General features: G+C 65.7%; 19 protein-coding genes. 13 read left to right on the top strand and 6 right to left on the bottom strand.

Annotated elements, in window-relative coordinates; genetic code table 11:
* Positions 1 to 16: 16 nt before the first annotated feature.
* From N3C64_RS05610 to msrA, 3 genes are all read right to left on the bottom strand, one after another.
* Positions 17 to 364 (bottom strand): hypothetical protein, encoded by a 348-nt coding sequence (locus tag N3C64_RS05610; RefSeq protein ID WP_260012688.1) that lies wholly within the window; start codon positions 362 to 364, stop codon positions 17 to 19.
* Positions 365 to 453: 89 nt separating this feature from the next.
* A complete protein-coding gene (locus N3C64_RS05605; RefSeq protein WP_260012685.1) occupies positions 454 to 1,326 on the bottom strand; it encodes a 50S ribosomal protein L11 methyltransferase in 873 nt (290 codons plus the stop codon).
* 63 nt (positions 1,327 to 1,389) lie between these two features.
* Positions 1,390 to 2,025: a peptide-methionine (S)-S-oxide reductase MsrA gene (gene msrA / locus N3C64_RS05600; protein WP_260012682.1), complete on the bottom strand. Its 636-nt coding sequence runs from the start codon at positions 2,023 to 2,025 to the stop codon at positions 1,390 to 1,392.
* Positions 2,026 to 2,145: 120 nt separating this feature from the next.
* Here msrA and N3C64_RS05595 point away from each other — a divergent pair, with 120 nt between their 5' ends.
* Positions 2,146 to 3,207, top strand: a complete 1,062-nt coding sequence (locus N3C64_RS05595; RefSeq protein WP_218628803.1) for a YeeE/YedE family protein — start codon at positions 2,146 to 2,148, stop codon at positions 3,205 to 3,207.
* Here the strand turns inward: N3C64_RS05595 and N3C64_RS05590 are convergent.
* Complete coding sequence (locus N3C64_RS05590) at positions 3,204 to 5,393, bottom strand: primosomal protein N' (protein WP_260012679.1); 2,190 nt, start codon at positions 5,391 to 5,393, stop codon at positions 3,204 to 3,206. The genes N3C64_RS05595 and N3C64_RS05590 overlap by 4 nt on opposite strands.
* 227 nt (positions 5,394 to 5,620) lie before the next feature.
* On the opposite strand from N3C64_RS05590, the gene fsa reads away from it, so the two are divergent.
* The 4 genes from fsa to N3C64_RS05570 all read left to right on the top strand — a co-directional run bounded on the left by fsa (position 5,621) and on the right by N3C64_RS05570 (position 8,774).
* Positions 5,621 to 6,274 carry a fructose-6-phosphate aldolase gene (fsa, locus tag N3C64_RS05585; protein WP_260012677.1) on the top strand — a complete coding sequence of 218 codons (654 nt, stop codon included), beginning with the start codon at positions 5,621 to 5,623 and terminating at the stop codon, positions 6,272 to 6,274.
* Between the two features lie 125 nt (positions 6,275 to 6,399).
* Positions 6,400 to 7,104 (top strand): DUF484 family protein, encoded by a 705-nt coding sequence (locus N3C64_RS05580; RefSeq protein WP_260012674.1) that lies wholly within the window; start codon positions 6,400 to 6,402, stop codon positions 7,102 to 7,104.
* Complete coding sequence (locus N3C64_RS05575) at positions 7,104 to 8,027, top strand: tyrosine recombinase XerC (protein ID WP_260012671.1); 924 nt, start codon at positions 7,104 to 7,106, stop codon at positions 8,025 to 8,027. The genes N3C64_RS05580 and N3C64_RS05575 overlap by 1 nt, the downstream gene beginning before the upstream one ends.
* 42 nt (positions 8,028 to 8,069) lie before the next feature.
* Positions 8,070 to 8,774 carry a CDP-alcohol phosphatidyltransferase family protein gene (locus tag N3C64_RS05570; protein WP_218628798.1) on the top strand — a complete coding sequence of 235 codons (705 nt, stop codon included), beginning with the start codon at positions 8,070 to 8,072 and terminating at the stop codon, positions 8,772 to 8,774.
* Here the strand turns inward: N3C64_RS05570 and N3C64_RS05565 are convergent.
* Together N3C64_RS05565 and ileS are read right to left on the bottom strand one after the other, a co-directional pair.
* Positions 8,761 to 9,597 (bottom strand): EamA family transporter, encoded by an 837-nt coding sequence (locus tag N3C64_RS05565; protein ID WP_218628797.1) that lies wholly within the window; start codon positions 9,595 to 9,597, stop codon positions 8,761 to 8,763. The genes N3C64_RS05570 and N3C64_RS05565 overlap by 14 nt on opposite strands.
* Before the next feature lie 137 nt (positions 9,598 to 9,734).
* Positions 9,735 to 12,641 carry an isoleucine--tRNA ligase gene (ileS, locus tag N3C64_RS05560; protein ID WP_260012658.1) on the bottom strand — a complete coding sequence of 969 codons (2,907 nt, stop codon included), beginning with the start codon at positions 12,639 to 12,641 and terminating at the stop codon, positions 9,735 to 9,737.
* 375 nt (positions 12,642 to 13,016) lie between these two features.
* Between ileS and N3C64_RS05555 the strand changes: the two genes are divergently transcribed.
* From N3C64_RS05555 to ybgF, 8 genes are all read left to right on the top strand, one after another.
* Complete coding sequence (locus N3C64_RS05555; protein ID WP_375546097.1) at positions 13,017 to 13,658, top strand: hypothetical protein; 642 nt, start codon at positions 13,017 to 13,019, stop codon at positions 13,656 to 13,658.
* Positions 13,655 to 14,056 carry a tol-pal system-associated acyl-CoA thioesterase gene (gene ybgC, locus N3C64_RS05550; RefSeq protein ID WP_260012656.1) on the top strand — a complete coding sequence of 134 codons (402 nt, stop codon included), beginning with the start codon at positions 13,655 to 13,657 and terminating at the stop codon, positions 14,054 to 14,056. Before N3C64_RS05555 ends, ybgC begins: the two co-directional genes overlap by 4 nt.
* Positions 14,057 to 14,171: 115 nt before the next feature.
* Positions 14,172 to 14,867: a protein TolQ gene (gene tolQ, locus N3C64_RS05545; RefSeq protein ID WP_218628794.1), complete on the top strand. Its 696-nt coding sequence runs from the start codon at positions 14,172 to 14,174 to the stop codon at positions 14,865 to 14,867.
* A gap of 3 nt (positions 14,868 to 14,870) precedes the next feature.
* Positions 14,871 to 15,353 (top strand): ExbD/TolR family protein, encoded by a 483-nt coding sequence (locus N3C64_RS05540; protein ID WP_218628793.1) that lies wholly within the window; start codon positions 14,871 to 14,873, stop codon positions 15,351 to 15,353.
* Positions 15,354 to 15,375: 22 nt separating this feature from the next.
* Positions 15,376 to 16,551, top strand: a complete 1,176-nt coding sequence (gene tolA / locus N3C64_RS05535; RefSeq protein WP_260012649.1) for a cell envelope integrity protein TolA — start codon at positions 15,376 to 15,378, stop codon at positions 16,549 to 16,551.
* 98 nt (positions 16,552 to 16,649) lie between these two features.
* A complete protein-coding gene (tolB, locus tag N3C64_RS05530; RefSeq protein ID WP_260013096.1) occupies positions 16,650 to 17,978 on the top strand; it encodes a Tol-Pal system beta propeller repeat protein TolB in 1,329 nt (442 codons plus the stop codon).
* A gap of 62 nt (positions 17,979 to 18,040) precedes the next feature.
* Positions 18,041 to 18,562: a peptidoglycan-associated lipoprotein Pal gene (pal, locus tag N3C64_RS05525; RefSeq protein WP_260012647.1), complete on the top strand. Its 522-nt coding sequence runs from the start codon at positions 18,041 to 18,043 to the stop codon at positions 18,560 to 18,562.
* A 3-nt stretch (positions 18,563 to 18,565) separates the two neighbouring features.
* The gene (gene ybgF / locus N3C64_RS05520) at positions 18,566 to 19,399 is read left to right on the top strand and encodes a tol-pal system protein YbgF (protein WP_260012642.1); all 834 of its coding nucleotides are present in this window, start codon (positions 18,566 to 18,568) and stop codon (positions 19,397 to 19,399) included.
* Positions 19,400 to 19,436: the final 37 nt, after the last annotated feature.

Here is a 19,436-nt window from a genome sequence, read left to right as displayed (position 1 = left end):
TTTGTCGCGGAGCGCATCAGCGTATCAGAGGACGCAACACATCCGCGACGAGCCGTGTCGCCGGCTCGACCTTCAGGACCCAGGCACCAAGTTTCTCAAACTGATTGCCGGCGGTCAGGGACGCGACCCGCTCGCCGTAAACATCCTCGCCCAGTGATGCCAGCAGCGACCCCTTGAGCAGGAGCGCGGCCAGAAACAGAAGCGAGAATCCCCGCCACGGAATGGCGCGGCGCGCCTTCTTGCGGTGGGTGTCAAAATAGGTGCGGCCCAAGGCGCCATCGGCCTCGAACGCACCGCCGGCCGAATGTATCTGGTCGATACGGGCCAGCCGACTTTGAAAATTCTCTATTTTGCTATCAGTCATCTTCGCCACCCTGAGGTAAAGCGGAGCCACGGAACCAGTACATACAAGTATGCGCCGGTTCCGCTTGTTTTTCGATAAAAACTTGGCTGTTACTGTTTCCGCTGCATGACCAGTGTGGTCCAGTCGCCGTGTTCGTTGCGGGATGCGAGGGTAAATCCTTCCGCTACGTAAGCGACGATAACATCGTCGGCCTGCTCGTGCAGGATGCCCGAGAGGATGACTTGACCCGATTCGGCGCAATATTTGCCCATATCCGGCGCCAATGCGATCAGAGGTGCCTTCAGAATATTGGCAAAAATAAGGTCGAAGGGCGCGTTTTCCTTCAGGCGCGGGTGTTCGAAACCAGCGGCCTCAAGGCAGACGACCTGGCCGGACATCCCGTTGGCCTCGACATTGGCGGCGGCGGTCTCGACCGCGACCGGGTCGATGTCCGAGGCAAGCACCGTTTCGGGCCAGAGCTTCGCGGCCGCCATGGCCAGCACGGCGGTGCCGCAGCCGATATCGGCCACGTTGCGCGCGCGCAGCCCCTCGCGTTCCAGCCGGTCAAGGGCGCTCAGGCAGCCAAGGGTGGTGCCGTGATGGCCGGTGCCAAAGGCCATCGCGGCCTCGATCAAAAGCGGGATCGAGCCCTCGGGCACCTTGTCGGCGTCATGGCTGCCGTAGACGAAGAAGCGCCCGGCGACGACGGGGGCCAGCTCGCGGCGGACATGGGCGACCCAGTCGATGTCGGGCAGTTCCGAGATCGCGAAGGGCGCGGCCGTGTGCGACATGGCCAGCAACGCCAGCGCGACGTCATCGGGGCGCTCAAGGAAATAGGCGCCCACTTCCCAACGGTCCGAGCCATCCTCGATCTCGAACACGCCAACGCCATAGGGCGCGGGGTCCAACTCTTCGACCAATTCGGCCAGGGCCTCGGCGCTGTCGCGGTCGGCGAGGGTGGTGAAGGCGGTGAAGGTGGTCATGTCGGCTCCTGATCTGCTTGCCCCGCTTTGGCGCAGTCGGCCGCGCGGGTCAAGCGCGGCGGCTCAGGCGGACAGGCCGATGGGGCACGAGACCCCGGTGCCGCCGATCCCGCAATAGCCCTGCGGGTTCTTCGCGAGGTATTGCTGATGGAAATCCTCGGCGTAGTAGAAGGCGGGGGCGGGCAGGATTTCGGTGGTGATCGCGCCGTAACCGGCCGAGGCCAGCCGCTGTGCATAGGCCACGCGCGAGGCCTCGGCCGCCTCCGCCTGTTCGGGCGTATAGGCGTAGATGCCTGAGCGATACTGAGTGCCGCTGTCGTTGCCCTGGCGCATCCCCTGCGTCGGGTCGTGGTTTTCCCAGAAGGTGCGCAGCAGGTCATCGTAGCTGATCACGGCGGGGTCGAAAATGACGCGCACGACCTCGTTATGGCCGGTCATGCCGGTGCAGAGCTCGCGGTAGGTCGGGTTCGGGGTGACCCCCCCGGCGTAACCCACCATCGTCAGCCAAACCCCCTTCAGCTGCCAGAACTTGCGCTCGACGCCCCAGAAGCAACCCATGCCGAACATCGCTTCGGCCATGCCTTCGGGCACGGGCGCGCGCAGGTCGCGTTGCCACAGGAAGTGCGGCTCGGCCAGGGGCATGGGCGTGTCACGGCCCGGCAGGGCCTCATTCGGGGAGGGCAGGCGGCTGAGTTTCATCGCGATCTCCTTTGCGCCGAAGATAGGCGTGCACGCGCCCATGTCCAGAGCAGCCTGATTCAGATCAAGGCGTCGCGCGGGCGAAGATGGCATGGCCGAATTGCGGGGAGGGAGGAGTCCATGGATATCGTTGCACTAATCGAGCGGATCGGCGAGGCGCCTACGGCGGCGCTGTTTGGTCTGATCACCGGCATCATCTTTGGCGTGGCCGCACAGCGGTCGAACTTCTGCCTGCGCGCCGCCACGGTCGAGTTTGCCCGCGGCAAGCTGGGGCCCAAGGTATCGGTCTGGCTGCTGACCTTCTCGACCGCGGTCGTCTGGGTGCAGGGCGCGCAGATGCTTGGCCTGTTCCGCGCGGCGGATTCGCGCGTCATGTCGGTGCCCGGCAGCTGGTCGGGCGCGATCATCGGCGGGCTGTTGTTCGGCGCGGGGATGGTGATGGCGCGCGGCTGCTCGGGGCGGCTTCTGGTGCTGGCCTCTACGGGCAACCTGCGTTCGGTCGTGTCGGGGCTGATCTTCGCCGTCGTCGCGCAGATGAGCCTCAAGGGCATTCTGGCGCCGTTCCGCGACAAGCTGGCTGGCCTTTGGATTACCGGGGCCGAGAATGTCTCGGTCCTCGATCTGCTGCGCATACCGGATTGGAGCGGGTTTGCCTTTGGCCTCGCCGTCGCGGTGCTGGCGCTTTACCTGTCGGTTCGCAACGGGATCGGCCCCAAGATTCTCATCTTCGCCTCGGGCGTGGGCTTTGCGGTCGCTGTTGGCTGGGTGCTGACCTGGCAGCTTGCACAGGTCGCGTTCGAGCCCGTCGCGGTGACCTCGGCCACCTTCTCGGGGCCGTCGGCCAATACGCTGATGTTCTTCCTCGACCGCAATGCCGTCTTCGAGTTCGACGTGGGCCTTGTTCCGGGCGTGGTTCTTGGCGCACTGATCAGCTCGGTCCTCACGCGCGAATTCAGTTGGCAGGCGTTCGACAGCGTTCCGGTGATGCGCCGCTCGATGATCGGTGCGGTGCTGATGGGGTTCGGCGCGATGCTGGCCGGGGGCTGTGCCATCGGCAATGGTGTCACGGGTGGTTCGGTCTTTGCGGGCACCGCGTGGCTGGCGCTCTTTTGCATGTGGATTGGCGCGGTCGTAACCGACTTCCTGCTCGATCAGCGTGCTCCGGCGGCGCAGACGGCCTAAAGGAAGCTCTGCGGGTCGATGTCGATGGCCAGACGCACGGCGTTTGGCACCTTGGCCTGGCGCAGCCAGGCCCGCAGCGCCGCCTGAAGCGGCGCGCCCTTGTCGGCCTTGACCAACATCCGCACCCGGTGGCGCCCCCGCACCCGCGCGATGGGCGCCGGGGCCGGGCCGAATAGCTGCGCCCCGACCCGGCGCAGCGGCTCGGTGCGTCGTGCCAGTTCGTTGCCGATCTCGAAGAGCGGTTGCAGCTCCGGCCCCGACAGGATGATCCCCGCCATGCGCCCGTAAGGCGGAACACCCTGCGCGCGGCGCTCGGCGGCCTCGGCTTTCCAGAACGCCTCTTCGTCGCCCGACAGGATCGCGCGGATGACCGGATGCTCGGGCTGGTAGCTTTGCAGCAGCGCCACGCCCGGCCGTTCGGCCCGGCCCGCGCGTCCTGCCACCTGGCGCATAAGCTGGAAGGTACGTTCCGCCGCGCGCAGGTCTGATCCTTGCAGGCCAAGGTCTGCGTCGATCACGCCAACCAAAGTGAGCTTCGGGAAGTTGTGCCCCTTCGCCACGATCTGCGTGCCGATGATGATGTCGGCAGCGCCCTCGGCGATTTCGGCGATGGTCTCCTTCAGCGCCCGCGCGGTGCTGAACAGGTCGGATGACAGGACCGCGACGCGAGCCTTGGGGAATCGCTCCGCCACTTCTTCGGCCAGACGCTCGACGCCCGGGCCGACGGGGGCCAGCTTGCCTTCGACCCCACAAGCAGGGCAGGCGGCGGGGATCGGCTTGCTCTCACCGCATTGGTGGCACACGAGACGGTTGAGGAAGCGGTGCTCGACCATCCGCGCATCGCAATGGTCGCAGCCGATCTGATGCCCGCAGGCGCGGCAAATGGTAACCGGCGCATAGCCACGCCGGTTGAGGAACAGCATCGCCTGCTCCCCGCGCGAGATCCGGTCGAGCACCGCGCCGACCAGCGTGGGTGAAATCCAGTGGACGGATTCGATCGGTTCCTCGCGCATGTCGATGGCGTGCATCTGCGGCAGTTCCGAGGCTCCGAACCGGGAATGCAGATCAATTCGCGCATATTTGCCCGCCTCGGCATTGGCCCAGCTTTCCAGCGAGGGCGTCGCCGAGGCCAGCACCACCTGCGCGTCGCAAAACGAGGCGCGCAGCACGGACATGTCGCGGGCGTTGTAAAGAACCCCCTCCTCCTGCTTGTAAGAGGTGTCGTGCTCCTCATCGACGACGATCAGCCCGAGGTCGCGAAACGGCAGGAACAATGCCGAACGCGCGCCGACGACCAGTTGCACATCGCCCTGCGCGGCCATACGCCAGAGCCGCCGCCGCTCGGCCTGCGTCACGCCCGAATGCCACTCGCCCGGTCGCGCACCAAAACGGGCCTCAACCCGCGCAAGGAATTCGGCGCTCAACGCGATTTCGGGAAGCAGAACCAGCGCCTGGCGCCCCTGCCGCAAGCATTCCGCGACGGCTTCAAGATACACCTCGGTCTTGCCCGACCCGGTGACGCCCTTGAGCAGCGTAACGCCGAAAGCGCCCGCCCCGGCGCGCAACTGATCTGCCGCGCGGCCCTGATCCTCGGACAGGGTCTTGCCGGGCAGATCGGCATCAAGGCGGGGGAAGGGTAGATCACGCGGCTGCTCGGCCTCTTCGACGGCGCCGCTTTTGACGAGGCCCTTCACTACCTGCGGTGTGACCCCGGCTAGTTGCGCCAACTCGCTCAGGTAGAACCCGGCACCACCGTGATCGTGCAGGACCTTGAGCACCTTGGCGCGGGCCTCCGTCTCGCGTTCGGGTACGCCCGAGCCAAGCCGATAGATCCGGCGCGATCCGGGCGGCTCGAACAGCCCCGGCGTGCGCGTGGCCAGCCGCAGCATCGCCGGGCGAGAGGTCATGGTGTATTCGCCCATCCGCAGCAGAAAGCTCCGCAACTCGTCGCGCATCGGCGGCACATCGAGCACCCGCGCAACGGGCCGTAGCTTGGCCAAATCGAAGCGCCCGTCGCCCACCCCCCAGACGACGCCAACCACCCGCCGCGGCCCTAATGGAACCTCGACAAAGGCTCCGAGGAAGCATCCACCCTCGGGCGCGAGATAATCGAGCGGCCGCCCGATCGGTTCGGCGGTCAGAATCGAGACGCGCGCCCCTTCGGCGAACCAACTTTCATCCGGCATGTGTCACGCCCTTAAACTTCTTGCCTCCCCCCGGGATATTTCCGCCACGTTGAAGGGTGTGCGCTGCAGCCCCCTCTTCAATGTGGTCAAAATATCCCGGGGGGAGAGGCCGCGAGGCCTCAGGGGGGCAGCGCCCCCCCTGCGCGGCTGATCCATTGCCGATTCCACTCTGGGCAAGGGCGCGGGTTTGCGCTATCAGGCGCGCAAATGCTGCTCTGGAGGCCATAATGAAATTCTTCGTCGATACTGCCGATGTCGCCGCCATCAAGGAACTCAACGACCTTGGTATGGTGGATGGCGTGACCACCAACCCGTCGCTGATCCTGAAGTCGGGCCGCGACATTCTCGAAGTGACCAAGGAGATCTGCGACATGGTCTCGGGGCCGGTTTCGGCCGAGGTCGTGGCTACCGAAGCCAAGGACATGATCGTCGAAGGTCTGAAGCTGGCCAAGATCGCCTCCAATATCGCGATCAAGGTTCCGCTGACCTGGGATGGTCTGACCGCTTGCAAGGCTTTCGCATCCGAAGGCCATATGGTCAACGTCACGCTGTGCTTCTCGGCGGCGCAGGCGATCCTGGCCGCCAAGGCGGGCGCGAGTTTCATCTCGCCCTTCATCGGGCGTCTGGACGACATCAATCTCGACGGGCTGGAACTGATCGAGGACATCCGCACGATCTACGACAACTACGACTTCAAGACCGAGATCCTCGCGGCCTCGATCCGTTCGGTCAACCATATCTCGGATTGTGCCAAGATCGGCGCCGACGTGATCACCGCGCCGCCCGCAGTCATCAAGGCCATGGCGAACCACGTGCTGACCGACAAGGGCCTCGACCAGTTCCTCAAGGACTGGGCCAAGACCGGTCAGAAAATCGTCTGATCCAGACAGGACGGCCCGCCACACCGGCGGGCCGTTTTCGTTTCCGGGGGCATTTTCCATCTGATTTTTTACGGCGCTCGTGTAAGGTGGCAAAAAAGCGAACCTTGGAAAACAAAGGGACAGGCATGAGCGACCCGGCACTGGCCGATGTATTGCGCGAAAAGATCATCTCGGATCCCGAGGTCATCCTTGAGGATCGGGATCTGATGCGCGCGCTGATCGCCGCGAACGAGCGGGCGATGGGCGCCAATATCGTGGATCTGCGCGGCATTGCGATGCAGCGCCTCGAAGAGCGGCTCGACCGCCTCGAGGATACCCACCGCTCGGTCATCGCGGCGGCCTATGAGAACCTTGCGGGCACCACGCAGATCCACCGCGCGGTGCTGAAGCTGCTCGATCCAACCGATTTCGAAGCCTTCCTGAACGTGCTGCACAGCGATGTGGCCGAAATCCTGCGGCTCGATTCCATCCGGCTTGTGCTGGAGACGATGCAGACCCAGCACGACCCGGTTCTGCGCAGCCTGGGCGAGGTGTTGCGCGTGGCGGAACCGGGCTTCATCGACGCCTATATGACCGCCGGGCGTGGCGGGCAGTTGCGCCCCGTGGTGCTGCGCCAGACCCTGCCCGAGGCGGCCGCCGTCTATGGTGAGGCCGCCGAGTGGATCCGTTCCGAGGCGCTGATGCGGCTTGATTTTGGGCCGGGGCGTCTGCCGGGGCTACTGGTCATGGGCGCGCAGGATCCGCAGCAGTTCAAGCCCTCGCAGGGGACCGATCTTCTGGGTTTTTTTGCGGGCGCGTTCGAGCGGGCAATGCGCCGCTGGCTGGCCTGATGGGCATCGGCTTTTCGCCGGCGGCGGGCGATGCGCTGCTGGCGTGGCTTGACCATCTGCGCGCGCTCGACGGCGCCTCGGCCAATACGCTGAGCGCCTATCGCAGCGATGTCGCGGGGTTCCTGAGCTTCCTGCACGAGCATCACGGCGAAAGCCTCGGGCTGGCGCGGCTGGCGACCATTACGCAACCCGATATGCGCGCCTGGATGGCGTATGAGCGGGGCCGGGGCCTGTCGGCGCGGTCGCTGGCGCGTGCGCTCTCCTCGGTCAAAAACTTCATGCGCTGGCTGGCCGAGCGGGAGGGTTTTGACCCGACCCATGTGTTGGCCGCCCGTGCACCGAAATACACCCGCAAGCTGCCGCGACCCCTGACCGAAGAGGCCGCGCGGGCGGTGATCGAGCAAGTCGATCTACAAGCAAGCGAGCCCTGGATCGCCGCGCGCGACGCCGCCGTGGTCACGCTGCTTTACGGCTGCGGGCTGCGGGTATCCGAGGCGCTTGGCTTGACCGGCGAGGCTCATCCTTTGCCCGAGGTCCTGCGCATTCGCGGCAAGGGCGACAAGGAGCGTCTGGTGCCCGTGCTTCCCGCCGCGCGGGAGGCGGTGGCGGCCTATGTCGCCAGCTGCCCCTATCCGCCCACGCCGGGCGAGGCGCTGTTTCGCGGTGCCCGCGGCGGGCCGCTCAGCCGCCGTCTGATCGCCCGCGCGATGGAGCGTGCGCGCATGTCTCTGGGGCTGCCCGCGACGGCTACGCCTCATGCGCTGCGCCATTCCTTCGCAACGCATCTGCTCTCGGCCGGGGGGGATCTGCGGGCGATCCAGGAACTGCTTGGCCATGCAAGCCTCTCGACTACCCAGATATACACCGCCGTCGATGCCACGCGGATCATGGAGGTTTACCGCGCAGCGCATCCGCGCGCATGATCTGCGGTTGAGGTCGGGGGCGCTTTTTGGCTAGAGAGGCACATGGATATTCGTGTCAAAGCCCTTTCAGTGCATCTTCTGACCGCCACAGGCGCGGTGCTGTCGATGCTGGCCATGCTTGCCGCAGTCGAGGAGAAGTGGAGCCTGATGTTCCTCTGGCTCGTCGCGGCGCTTTTCGTGGACGGGATCGATGGGCCGCTGGCGCGACGCTATGACGTCAAGCGCAACTGGCCGATCTATGACGGCGTGCTGATGGACCTGATCATCGACTACCTCACCTATGTCTTCATTCCGGCCTATGCGCTCTTCAAATCGGGCTTGCTGCCGGGCTGGACCGGCTGGCTGGCGATCATCGCGATCACCTATGCAAGCGTCATCTACTTTGCCGATACGCGCATGAAGACGAAGGATAATTCCTTCTCGGGCTTCCCGGCGTGCTGGAACATGGTGGTGCTGGTGCTGTTTGCGCTCAAGCCCGGCTACTGGATCACCCTTGGCGTGGTACTGGCGCTGGCGTTGGCGATGTTCTTTCCGCTGAAGTTCATCCATCCGACCCGGACCGAGCGCTGGCGGGCCCTTTCGCTGCCCATGGCGCTGGCCTGGACGATCTTTGCGGGTTGGGCCGCCTGGGTCGATTTCCATCCGCAAAGCTGGGCGCATTGGGGGTTGGTGGCGACTTCGGTCTATCTGCTGGCGGCGGGTATCGCGCAGCAGATCATCCCCGCGCGCCCGGTCAAAGCCGCGTAAGCATCACCCCGGCGACGATCAGGCCCGCCGCCAAGCCTTTCTTGGCGTTCATCTTCTCGCCGAAGATCAGCCAGCCCATGAGCATGGCAAAGAGGATCGAGGTCTCGCGCAGCACCGCCACGAGCGCGATGGGCGCTACCGTCATCGCCCAGATCGAGATCGCATAGGCACCGTAGGAGGCAACGGCCCCGAGGCCCGCCCGCATCCAGTCGCGCGCGGGCACGTTCAGATCGCGCAAGCCCCGGCGCGAGAGCATGAGCGCGGCAAACCCCAGCCCGCCGCCGATCATCAGCCAGCCGGTATAGCCCACCGCATCGCCCGCAACCCGCGCGCCCATGCCGTCGACCAGCGTATAGGTCGCCGTGGCACAGGCCGAGCCGAGCGCAAAGGGCAGCAGGCGCCGGCTCTCGCCGTCGGTGAAGACGCCGCGCGCCATCAGCAGGATACCTGCGCCCAGAACGGCGATGCCCGCGTAGCCCGTGGGCTCGATATGGTCGAGCGCGAAAGCCGCCGAGACGATCGCGACCAGCATCGGCGCAGTTCCCCGCGCGATCGGATAGACGCGGCTCAGGTCGCCCTGCTCATAGGCATGGGCGAGGAAGAACTTGTAGGCGAAATGCACGAAGCCCGCGCCGATGATCCAGGGCCAGGCGGCGGGGATCGGCAGGGGGCGCGCAATGACAATGACGATGCCCACGACGACTTCGGCCAGCGACAGCAGCACCATCGCATGGATCTTCGAGCCGCCCAGACGGATCAGCGCGTTCCATAGCGCATGCAGGAAGGCTGCGGCGAGCACCGCGAAGAGAATAGGCAGGCTCATCGCGGGGCGACCGTGTGGCTGTCATGAAACTGTCACATGGCTACCCGTGACGCGACCGTCCGGCAAGCAGTGAATTGTACCGACAGCAATGGGAAAGGGCGCCCGGAAACGCCCTTTCTTCGCATTGGTGGCGGCGATCAGCCTAGGGCGTCAGCGCAGCGCTTGCAGGTCTGGGCATGGCCGTGGCTGCCGACATCGGGCAGGATCTTCCAGCAACGCTGGCACTTCTCGCCGTCCGCCTCTTCAAAGACGACCGCGACACCCGGAACCTCGGGCAGGCGGAAAGCCTCGTTCGGCGCGGGGTCGGTGGTGATCTCAAGCCCCGAGGTGATGCACAGATCGGCGAAGTTGACCGATTTCAGCGCGGCGGCCAGTGCGGCATCCTCGACATGGACGACGGGCGCCGCCTCAAGCGAGGCGCCGATGACCTTGGCGGTGCGCTGCACCTCAAGCGCGGCGGTCACCGCGCGGCGGGCGCGGCGGATGCCGTCCCATTTCGCGGCCAGCGGCTCGTCGCGCCAGTCGGCCGGGGTCGCGGCGAAGTCCTCAAGGTGGATCGAGCTGTCATCGCCTGGGAAGCGCGAAAGCCACACGTCTTCCATGGTGAAGGGCAGCATCGGCGCCAGCCAGCGGGTCAGGCGGTGGAACAGCAGGTCGAGCACCGTGCGCGCCGCGCGGCGACGGGTCGCCCAATGCGGGTCGCAATAAAGCGCGTCCTTGCGGATATCGAAGTAGAAGGCCGACAGGTCCACCGTGCAGAAGTTGAACAGCGCCTGGAACACGCCCGAGAAGTCATAGGCGTCATAGCCCTTGCGCACAGTGTGATCGAGTTCGGCCAGACGGTGCAGCACCCAGCGTTCCAGCTCGGGCATTTCCTCGACCGGCAGACGCTCGGCATCGGTGAAGCCCGCGAGGTTGCCAAGCATGAAGCGCAGCGTATTGCGCAGGCGACGGTAGCTGTCGGCCACGCCCTTGAGGATCTCTTTGCCGATGCGCAGATCGACCGTGTAGTCGGATTGCGCGACCCAAAGGCGCAGGATGTCCGCGCCGTATTCCTTGATGACATCGGCAGGCGCCACGGTATTGCCGAGCGATTTGGACATCTTCATGCCCTTCTCGTCCAGCGTGAAGCCATGGGTCAGCACGCCGCGATAGGGCGCACGGCCCTTGGTGGCGCAGGCTTGCAGCATGGAGGAATGGAACCAGCCGCGGTGTTGGTCAGTGCCCTCAAGGTAGAGGTCCGCGATGCCGTCCGCGGTGCCATCCTCGCGGTCGCGCAGCACGAAGGCATGGGTCGAGCCGCTATCGAACCACACGTCGAGCACGTCGAAGACCTGCTGGTATTCGTCGGCATTCACGACATTGCCCAGAACCTGCTCCTTGAAGCCGGGCTTGTACCAGACGTCGGCACCCTCGGCCTCGAACGCGGCTTTGATGCGGGCGTTGACGTCGTCGTTGCGCAGCAGGAAGTCCGGGTCGGTCGGGCGGGCGCCCTTCTTGGTAAAGCAGGTCAGCGGCACGCCCCAGGCGCGCTGGCGCGACAGAACCCAATCCGGCCGCGCCTCGATCATCGAATAAAGCCGGTTGCGGCCGGTCGGCGGCGTCCATTTCACCAGCTGGTCGATCGAGGTCAGCGCGCGGGAGCGGATCGTGTCGCCATACTCACCCATGCCGTCTTCGAGCTTGTAGTCGATGGCGGCGAACCATTGCGGCGTGTTGCGATAGATCAGCGGTGCCTTCGAGCGCCACGAATGCGGGTAGGAGTGCTTGAGCTTGCCCTTGGCCAAGAGCGCGCCGGCATAGGCCAGCTGCTTGATGTTCGACACGTTCGCCGGGCCTTCCTTGCCGTCGGGCAGCACGATGGCCTGACCCGCGAACAGCGGCAGATCCTTGCGGTATGAGCCGTCGGGCTCGACGTTATAGGTCATCGGCAGGCCGAACCTGAGGCCAAGCTGATAGTCGTCGTCACCATGCGAGGGCGCGGTATGCACGAAGCCCGTGCCCGCGTCGTCGGTGACGTGATCGCCGGGCAGCATCGGCACGGGGTAATCCCACTCGCCCTTGCCATCCTCGACCCTGTGATAGGGGTGCTGGAGGATGACGCCCTCGAACTCGCTCACGTTCACGTCGCGGATGCGGCGGTACATCGAGCTGTCGAGTTTGGCTGCGGTCATCACCTGTTCGGCCAGCGCATCGGCCAGCACGAGATACTCGCCGATGACGGCGGTCGATTGCTCGGGGCGGCCGGTGACCTCGTAAAGCCCGTAGGCGATGCCGGGGCCGTAAGCCACCGCGCGGTTTTGCGGGATCGTCCAGGGAGTGGTGGTCCAGATCACGACCTTGGCACCATCGAGGCCCGAGACCGGCTTGAACCGCACCCAGATCGTGTGGCTGGTGTGGTCGTGATATTCGACCTCGGCCTCGGCCAGAGCGGTCTTCTCGACAGGCGACCACATGACGGGTTTTGAGCCCTGGTAGAGCGCGCCGTTCATGAGGAGTTTCATGAACTCATCCGCGATCACGGCCTCGGCGTGGTAGTCCATCGTCAGATAGGGCTTGTCCCACTTGCCGGTGATGCCGAGGCGTTTGAACTCGTCGCGCTGGATGTCGATCCAGCCCTCGGCGAACTTGCGGCATTCCTGGCGGAAATCGATGACATCCACGGCGTCCTTGTCGAGACCCTTGGCGCGATACTGCTCCTCGATCTTCCATTCGATCGGCAGGCCGTGACAGTCCCAGCCCGGAACATAGCGCGAGTCCTTGCCCATCATCTGCTGCGAGCGGACGATGAAATCCTTGAGGATCTTGTTCAGCGCGTGGCCGATATGCAGATGGCCGTTGGCATAGGGAGGGCCGTCATGCAGCACGAAGGGCGGGCGGTCACCCGCCTTGGCGCGCAGCGTGTCGTAGATGCCGATCCGGGCCCAACGCTCAAGCCACTCGGGTTCGCGCTGCGGCAGGCCCGCGCGCATCGGGAAATCGGTTTCGGGCAGAAAGACGGTGTTGCGGTAATCGACGGTATTCTCGGGCGTATCGGCGCACATAGATCGGTAGTCCCTGGCTTAAGGATTGGGCGCGCGGCCCGCGCCCCTGGGCTTTGCTCACATCTCCCGGCCACCCTGACGCGTCAGAGCGCCGGGCCGGTAATTCGATGGATGTGCAAGAGCCGGGTCATGGCGGCCTTATAGGCGGGCCTCGGGCGCGCGGCAAGCGGGGAAAGGGGGCGCTGCCCCCTCGCGGCAAGGCCGCTCACCCCCGAGGTATTTGTGCCAAGAAGAAATGGGAGGCTCTTTCGGCTTTGCCCAAATATCCCGGGGGGTGAGCCCGGAACGGGCGAGGGGGGCTGGCCCCCCTTTCCCGGCCCTTCACCCCGGCGCGGCGATGGCATAGGGTAGGGCGACGTTACTCTGGGGGAGAAGATGACCGACCAGCCTTCCATGCCCGGCGCCGATGAAATCGCGGCACTTTTCACGCGTTCGACAGGAGAATACCTGTTTGCGCGTTGGGGGCGACCGATCGTTCCGGTGGTGTTCGGGGTCGACGCGGCGACTCTGGCTACGGTAAAGGGCGCGGTCGAGGCTGTGGTGGTTCTGGCCGGGCACAAGATGGCCGAGACTGACCCGGAACTGGGTGCCAATCTGATGGTGTTCTTCTTCCGCGACTGGCAGGAACTGCTCGAGGTGCCCAATCTCGATCACATGATCGACGGGTTGCAGGATCTGGTGGCGCGGCTCGACGATCAGGGGGCGAACCAGTACCGCGTGTTCCGCTTCGATCCCGAGGGCGCGATCCGGGCGTGTTTCAGTTTCGTGCGCATGGATGCGGCGCTTGATGAGGTGCCGGCCGAGACGATTGCACTCAGCCAGGCGGTGCAGATGATGCTGCTTTGGTCCGATCAGGCCTTTGCCGAGCGTTCGCCCTTGGCCGTGGCGCGGGGCGTGACGGTGCTTCGCCCCGATATTGCCGCTGTGATCCGGGCTGCCTACGATCCGGTCATGCCTGCCGTTGCGCAGGACATGAGCCACGCCCTGCGGCTGGCCGCGCGGGTGGGTGGCGCATGAGCTTCGAATTCCCCCTGCGTGTCTATTACGAGGACACGGACCTTGCCGGGATCGTCTATTATGCCAACTACCTGCGCTTTATCGAGCGCGGGCGGACCGAATGGGTGCGTGCGCTCGGGGTCGATCAGGGCGCGCTGAAGCGCGATCATGGGATCGTTTTCGCCGTGCGCCGGGTCGAGGCCGATTACCTGAGGCCCGCGAAGTTCGACGATGAGCTTGTCGTGAGCACCGCGCTGGTGGCGGAAACCGGGGCGCGGATCGTCGTGGATCAGGCCGTCTGGCGCGGCGAGGAGAAGCTGTTCACCGCCACCGTGACCATCGTCTGTCTGGGCGAAAGTGGCGCTCCGCAGCGTTTGCCGTCCGATGTCCGGCGAAAGTTCGCCCCTGCGGTGCACTGAAGCGCCGATTGCTACAGCGAAATAACGTGCTTGTTATGGCGCCCCCCCTGAACCTCGGTTAGAATCGCTGCTAACAGAGCCGCAAAACGTGGCCACAACCGGCGAGCAGTGACAGATGGAAACCGAAGCCCTCAATATGGCGCAGCAGATGGACTTTTCCCTGCTGGCCCTTTTCGCCCGTGCATCGCTGACCGTGAAGCTGGTGATGTTGATGCTGACGGTCGCCAGTTTCTGGTCCTGGTCGATCATCATCCGCAAGTTCATCACCTACCGCGCCTCGCGGCAGGAGGCGGATGCCTTCGACCGCGCCTTCTGGTCGGGCGAGCCGCTCGATGAGTTGTTTGACCAGATCGGGCCGACCCCGGACGGCCCGAGCCAGCGCATCTTCGCCGCTGGCATGCTTGAGTGGCGTCGCAGCCACCGCCAGGATGGCGAGCTGATCGCGGGCGCGCAGGCACGGATCGACCGCTCGATGGATGTGGCAATCGCCAAAGAGACCGAGGCGCTGAACTCGGGCCTGCCGTTCCTTGCGACCGTGGGCTCGACCGCGCCCTTCGTGGGTCTGTTCGGCACGGTCTGGGGCATCAAGGTCGCTTTCGAGGAGATCGCGATCTCGCAGAATACCTCGCTTGCGGTTGTGGCGCCGGGGATCTCCGAGGCGCTGGTCGCCACCGCGCTTGGTCTTCTGGCCGCTATCCCCGCAGTGATCTTCTACAACAAGCTGTCGTCGGATGCCGACAAGATCGCCTCGGGCTACGAAGCCTTCGCGGACGAATTCGCCACCATCCTGTCGCGCCAGCTGGACGCCTGAGCCATGGGCGCGGGGGTCATCAAACGTGGCGGAGGCGGCGGGCGCAAGCGCCGGGGCAAGCATTCCAAACATGCCGCGATGAGCGAGATCAACGTCACGCCGATGGTGGACGTGATGCTTGTGCTGCTGATCATCTTCATGGTCGCCGCGCCGATGATGACGGTCGGCGTGCCGCTTGAGCTGCCCAAGACCGCCGCCAAGGCGGTGCCGACCGAGCAGGAAGAGCCGCTGACCATTTCGCTGCAACTCGACGGGACGGTGTCGATGATGAATACGCCCGTGCCCGAGACCGAGCTGGTGGATCGGCTGCGCGCCGTTGCGCAGGAGCGCGACAGCGACAAGGTCTTTCTGCGTGCCGATGGCGGGATCGAATATGCCCGCGTGGTGCAGGTCATGGGGGCGCTCAACGCGGGCGGGTTCAGCAATATCGTGCTCGTGACGGATACGGGCGGTCCGGGCCTGACCGGGACGCAGGCCGGAAACTGAGGCCGAGGTAGCGCGGATGCGCATGGATAGGGCAGACAAGATCGGCACGGGCGTTTCGGCGGTGCTCCACCTCGGAGTCATCGCCTGGGTGCTTTTGGGCGGCTCGTGGTTCAAGCCCAAGCCCTCGGAGCCGGTCGTGATGCAGGAGGTTTCGGTGATTTCCGAGGCCGAGTTCTCGGCCATGGTCGCGGCCGCGCCCAAGGCGTCGGAGACGCCGGTGGCCGAGATGCCCGCGCAACCGCAGCCCCAGCCGGTCGAACAGCCCGCGCCCGAAGAGGCCCCCGCGCCCGAGCCGCAGCCCCAGCCGATGCCCGAACCCGTGGCCGAACCCGAGCCGCAGCCCGATCTGTCGGATCTGGAGCCGGTGGAGCCCGCAGAGGTCACCGAGGTGCCGCCGAGCATGATGCCGCCGGTCGAGGTGCCGCAGGACACGACGACGCCCGATTTTTCGACGCGCCCCGTGCCCAAGCCTGCACCGCGCGTCGCGCCGAAGCCCGCCGAGGCGCCCGCGCCCGACGCCAAGGTATCTGAACTGGCCGAGCCTGAGACCCGTCCCGAGGAATCGGCCGAACCCGAGCAGGCGGTCGAAGAGCCTCAGCAGGAAGCCGCGCCCCCCGAGGCCACGACCGAGATCGTGACCGAGGCGACCGAGACCGAGGAGAAGGCCAGGACATCGGCTCCGTTGAGCACTCCACGTCCGCGTGCCAAGCCCGCGAAACCCGCGCCTGCACCCAATGAAACCGCCGCAGTCAAGCCTCCCGCGACCGCCCCTTCAGAGGCCAAGCCCGCGACCGATGCGGTCAATGACGCGCTGGCCGAAGCGATGGCCGAGGAAAGCCAGGGCACGGGTGGCACCGGCCGCGCGGCCTCTGGCCCGCCCGTCACCGCGGGCGAGAAAGAGGCGCTGATCGTCGATGTGAAGGCCTGCTGGAACGTTGGCGCGCTGAGCAGCGAGGCGCTGCGCACCACGGTCACCCTGCGCGTTGCAATGAACCCCGATGGTAAGCCGGATATCCGGTCGATCGAGATGGTGGGCTACGAGGGCGGCTCGGACGCCGCCGCGCGGCAGGCCTACGAGGCCGGACGGCGCGCCATCGTGCGCTGCGGCTCGGACGGGTTCCCGCTGCCGCCGGAGAAATACGATCACTGGCGCGAGATCGAGATCGTCTTCAACCCCGAGAAGATGAGGATGAAATGATCGCAGTGTCTTTCGGGCGGATTTTCGCGGGCGTTCAGGTGGATGTGATGCGCCGCGATGCAGAAACAGGTTACAAGGGGCCAAGGCCCGAACGAGGAATGGCGAGTATGATGCGGATTGCACTTGCGGCGCTGGCCGCGCTGATGATCGGCCCCGCGATGGCGCAGGCCCAGCAGGGGCCGCTGCGGATCGAGATTACCGATGGCGTGATCGAGCCGCTGCCCTATGCGCTGCCCACTTTCGTCGCCGAGACCGGCGATGCGGGGCAGATGGCCAATGATATCACCCGCGTGATCGCCGCCGACCTGAGCGGCACGGGCCTGTTCCGCGAGATTCCCGAAAGCGCGCATATCCAGCGCTTCGGCGCCTTCGACATCCCGGTCAGCTACCCCGACTGGCAGGCGATCAACGCACAGGCGCTGATCGTGGGCGGGGTGTCGATGCAGGGCGGCAAGGTCGTGGTCAAGTTCCGCCTGTTCGACGTCTATTCCGGCCAGCAACTGGGTGATGGCCAACAACTGGCGGCCTCACCCGCAAGCTGGCGGCGCCTGGCCCACAAGGTCGCCGATGTGATCTACAGCCGCGTGACCGGCGAGAGCGGCTATTTCGACAGCCGCGTCGTCTTCGTGTCGGAAACCGGCCCCAAGGATGCGCGCCAAAAGCGTCTGGCGGTGGCAGATTATGACGGCGCCAATATCCAGTATCTCACGGATTCGAGCACCATCGTGCTGGCGCCGCGCTTCTCGCCCGATGGCGGTCGTGTGCTGTATACCACCTTCGAGACCGGCTTCCCGCGCATCAAGATGCTCGACACCCGCAATGTCGCGGCCACGCTGCTGCCCGAGATCCCTGGCACGATGACCTTCGCGCCGCGCTTCTCGCCCGATGGCGGCTCGATCGTCTATTCGATGGAGCAGGGCGGCAATACCGATCTGTGGACCATGGGCGTGAACGGCGGCTCCCCCTCGCGGCTGACCAACAGCCCTGCAATCGAGACCGCGCCGTCCTATAGCCCCGATGGCTCGCGCATCGTGTTTGAAAGCGACCGTTCGGGCACGCAGCAGCTTTACATCATGTCGGCGGGCGGGGGTGAGCCCACGCGGATCTCGTTCGGCGAGGGGCGCTATGGCACCCCGGTCTGGAGCCCGCGCGGCGATCTGATCGCGTTTACCAAGCAGCACGCGGGGCGTTTCCACATCGGCGTGATGCGCACTGATGGCTCGGAAGAGCGGCTGCTGACCGCCTCGTTCCTCGATGAAGGCCCGACCTGGTCGCCCAATGGCCGCGTGATCATGTTCACCCGCGAGAGCCCCGGCGCCGCGGGCGGCGCGCAGCTTTTCTCGGTGGATATCTCGGGGCGGAACCTCAAGAAGGTGGACGGTGTCGGCGCGGCGTCTGACCCGGCCTGGTCGCCCCTTCTGCCCTGATTCACAAGGTGGTATGAACCTGATAACATCGCCCGAAACGGGCAAACCAAAGGCGGTAACAAATGACTTTCGCACCCAAGGCAGTGCTTCTTCTGGCAGTTCTCGGCCTCGCGGCCTGTAACAACCCCGACAAATACGGCGCGGGCAACGGCGTCGTCGATCCGGGCGGCATGTATGGCGACAACGGCATCTCGCAGGGCTCGATCAATGATCCGAACTCGCCCGCCTATTTCAACCAGGCCATCGGCGACAAGGTTCTGTTCCAGGTCGATCAGTCGACGATCAACCCCGAGGCCCGCACGATCCTGACCGGTCAGGCGCAGTGGCTGGTGAACCACCCGCAATATGCCGCGATCATCGAGGGTCACGCCGACGAACAGGGCACCCGCGAATACAACCTCGCACTGGGTGCGCGGCGTGCCAGCGCCGTGCAGGAGTTCCTGATCTCGCAAGGCGTCGCCGGCAACCGCCTGCGCACCGTCTCCTATGGCAAGGAGCGCCCGCTGGCCGTTTGCTCGACCGAGGATTGCTACGCCCAGAACCGTCGCGCGGTCACTGTGATCTCGCTTGGCGCGGGGAGCTGATAGATGCGGCGGGTGCTGATGGCAGGCGCTATGGCGCTGGCGCTGATGGCGCCCGCCCATGCGCAGGATGCGCAAACCCTGGCCGATATCCGCGCCCAACTGGCGCAGTTGTCGGGCGACCTGCAAGGGCTGCGTGCGCAGCTTGTGTCGGGTGGCGCGCAGGGGATCCAGCAGGCGGGCGGCGCAACTGCACTGGAGCGCATGAATGCGATGGAGGGGCAGCTTTCGCAGTTGACCTCGCGCACGGAAGAGCTGGAGAACCGCATCAACCGGGTTGTTGCCGACGGCACGAACCGCGTGGGCGATCTGGAGTTCCGGCTGTGCGAACTGGAAGAGGGCTGCGATATTTCGGCCCTCGGCCAGACGCAGCCGCTTGGCGGGGTGGGGGCTTCGGCCAACCCGGTGACGGCGCCGGCGCCCTCGGGCACTCCGGCGCCTGCGGGCGCATCTCTGGCGATGAACGAACAGGCTGATTTCGACCGGGCCAAGGGGGTGCTCGGTCAGGGTGACTTTCGCGGCGCCGCTGACCTCTTTGCGACCTTTGCCGAAACCTACCCGGGCGGGCCACTGACCGCCGATGCGATGTATCTGCGCGGCGATGCGCTGAAACAGGCGGGCGATACGGCGGGGGCGGCGCGCGCCTGGCTCGATGGCTTCTCGGCCGCGCCGAACGGGCCGCGCGCGGGCGACAACCTGTTGGGTCTGGGTGTCTCGCTTGGGGATCTGGGCCAGAAGGTCGAGGCCTGCGCGACGCTGGCCGAGGTGCCGATCCGTTTCCCCGGCAGCCCTGCCGCGGCGCAGGCGAGCTCGGCCATGACCGGCTTCGGGTGTCAGTGACCGGGTTCGAGGAGCGCGCATTCCAGCGTCTCGCGGA

Origin of the sequence: Sedimentimonas flavescens (genome assembly GCF_025154035.1) — a bacterium.
GTDB lineage: Bacteria > Pseudomonadota > Alphaproteobacteria > Rhodobacterales > Rhodobacteraceae > Rhodobacter > Rhodobacter flavescens.
The sequence above is the reverse complement of the archived record's forward strand: the minus strand, read 5'-3'. Positions and strand labels throughout refer to the sequence as shown.

Coding starts and splice junctions, on each gene's coding strand:
- tolQ (WP_218628794.1), top strand. CDS start 14,172: ATGGAAACCGAAGCCCTCAATATGGCGCAGCAGATGGACTTTTCCCTG.
- ybgF (WP_260012642.1), top strand. CDS start 18,566: ATGCGGCGGGTGCTGATGGCAGGCGCTATGGCGCTGGCGCTGATGGCG.
- N3C64_RS05540 (WP_218628793.1), top strand. CDS start 14,871: ATGGGCGCGGGGGTCATCAAACGTGGCGGAGGCGGCGGGCGCAAGCGC.
- ybgC (WP_260012656.1), top strand. CDS start 13,655: ATGAGCTTCGAATTCCCCCTGCGTGTCTATTACGAGGACACGGACCTT.
- tolA (WP_260012649.1), top strand. CDS start 15,376: ATGGATAGGGCAGACAAGATCGGCACGGGCGTTTCGGCGGTGCTCCAC.
- N3C64_RS05590 (WP_260012679.1), bottom strand. CDS start 5,393: ATGCCGGATGAAAGTTGGTTCGCCGAAGGGGCGCGCGTCTCGATTCTG.
- pal (WP_260012647.1), top strand. CDS start 18,041: ATGACTTTCGCACCCAAGGCAGTGCTTCTTCTGGCAGTTCTCGGCCTC.
- N3C64_RS05605 (WP_260012685.1), bottom strand. CDS start 1,326: ATGACCACCTTCACCGCCTTCACCACCCTCGCCGACCGCGACAGCGCC.
- N3C64_RS05555 (WP_375546097.1), top strand. CDS start 13,017: ATGACCGACCAGCCTTCCATGCCCGGCGCCGATGAAATCGCGGCACTT.
- tolB (WP_260013096.1), top strand. CDS start 16,650: ATGGCGAGTATGATGCGGATTGCACTTGCGGCGCTGGCCGCGCTGATG.
- N3C64_RS05565 (WP_218628797.1), bottom strand. CDS start 9,597: ATGAGCCTGCCTATTCTCTTCGCGGTGCTCGCCGCAGCCTTCCTGCAT.
- N3C64_RS05580 (WP_260012674.1), top strand. CDS start 6,400: ATGAGCGACCCGGCACTGGCCGATGTATTGCGCGAAAAGATCATCTCG.
- N3C64_RS05570 (WP_218628798.1), top strand. CDS start 8,070: ATGGATATTCGTGTCAAAGCCCTTTCAGTGCATCTTCTGACCGCCACA.
- N3C64_RS05595 (WP_218628803.1), top strand. CDS start 2,146: ATGGATATCGTTGCACTAATCGAGCGGATCGGCGAGGCGCCTACGGCG.
- msrA (WP_260012682.1), bottom strand. CDS start 2,025: ATGAAACTCAGCCGCCTGCCCTCCCCGAATGAGGCCCTGCCGGGCCGT.
- fsa (WP_260012677.1), top strand. CDS start 5,621: ATGAAATTCTTCGTCGATACTGCCGATGTCGCCGCCATCAAGGAACTC.
- N3C64_RS05575 (WP_260012671.1), top strand. CDS start 7,104: ATGGGCATCGGCTTTTCGCCGGCGGCGGGCGATGCGCTGCTGGCGTGG.
- N3C64_RS05610 (WP_260012688.1), bottom strand. CDS start 364: ATGACTGATAGCAAAATAGAGAATTTTCAAAGTCGGCTGGCCCGTATC.
- ileS (WP_260012658.1), bottom strand. CDS start 12,641: ATGTGCGCCGATACGCCCGAGAATACCGTCGATTACCGCAACACCGTC.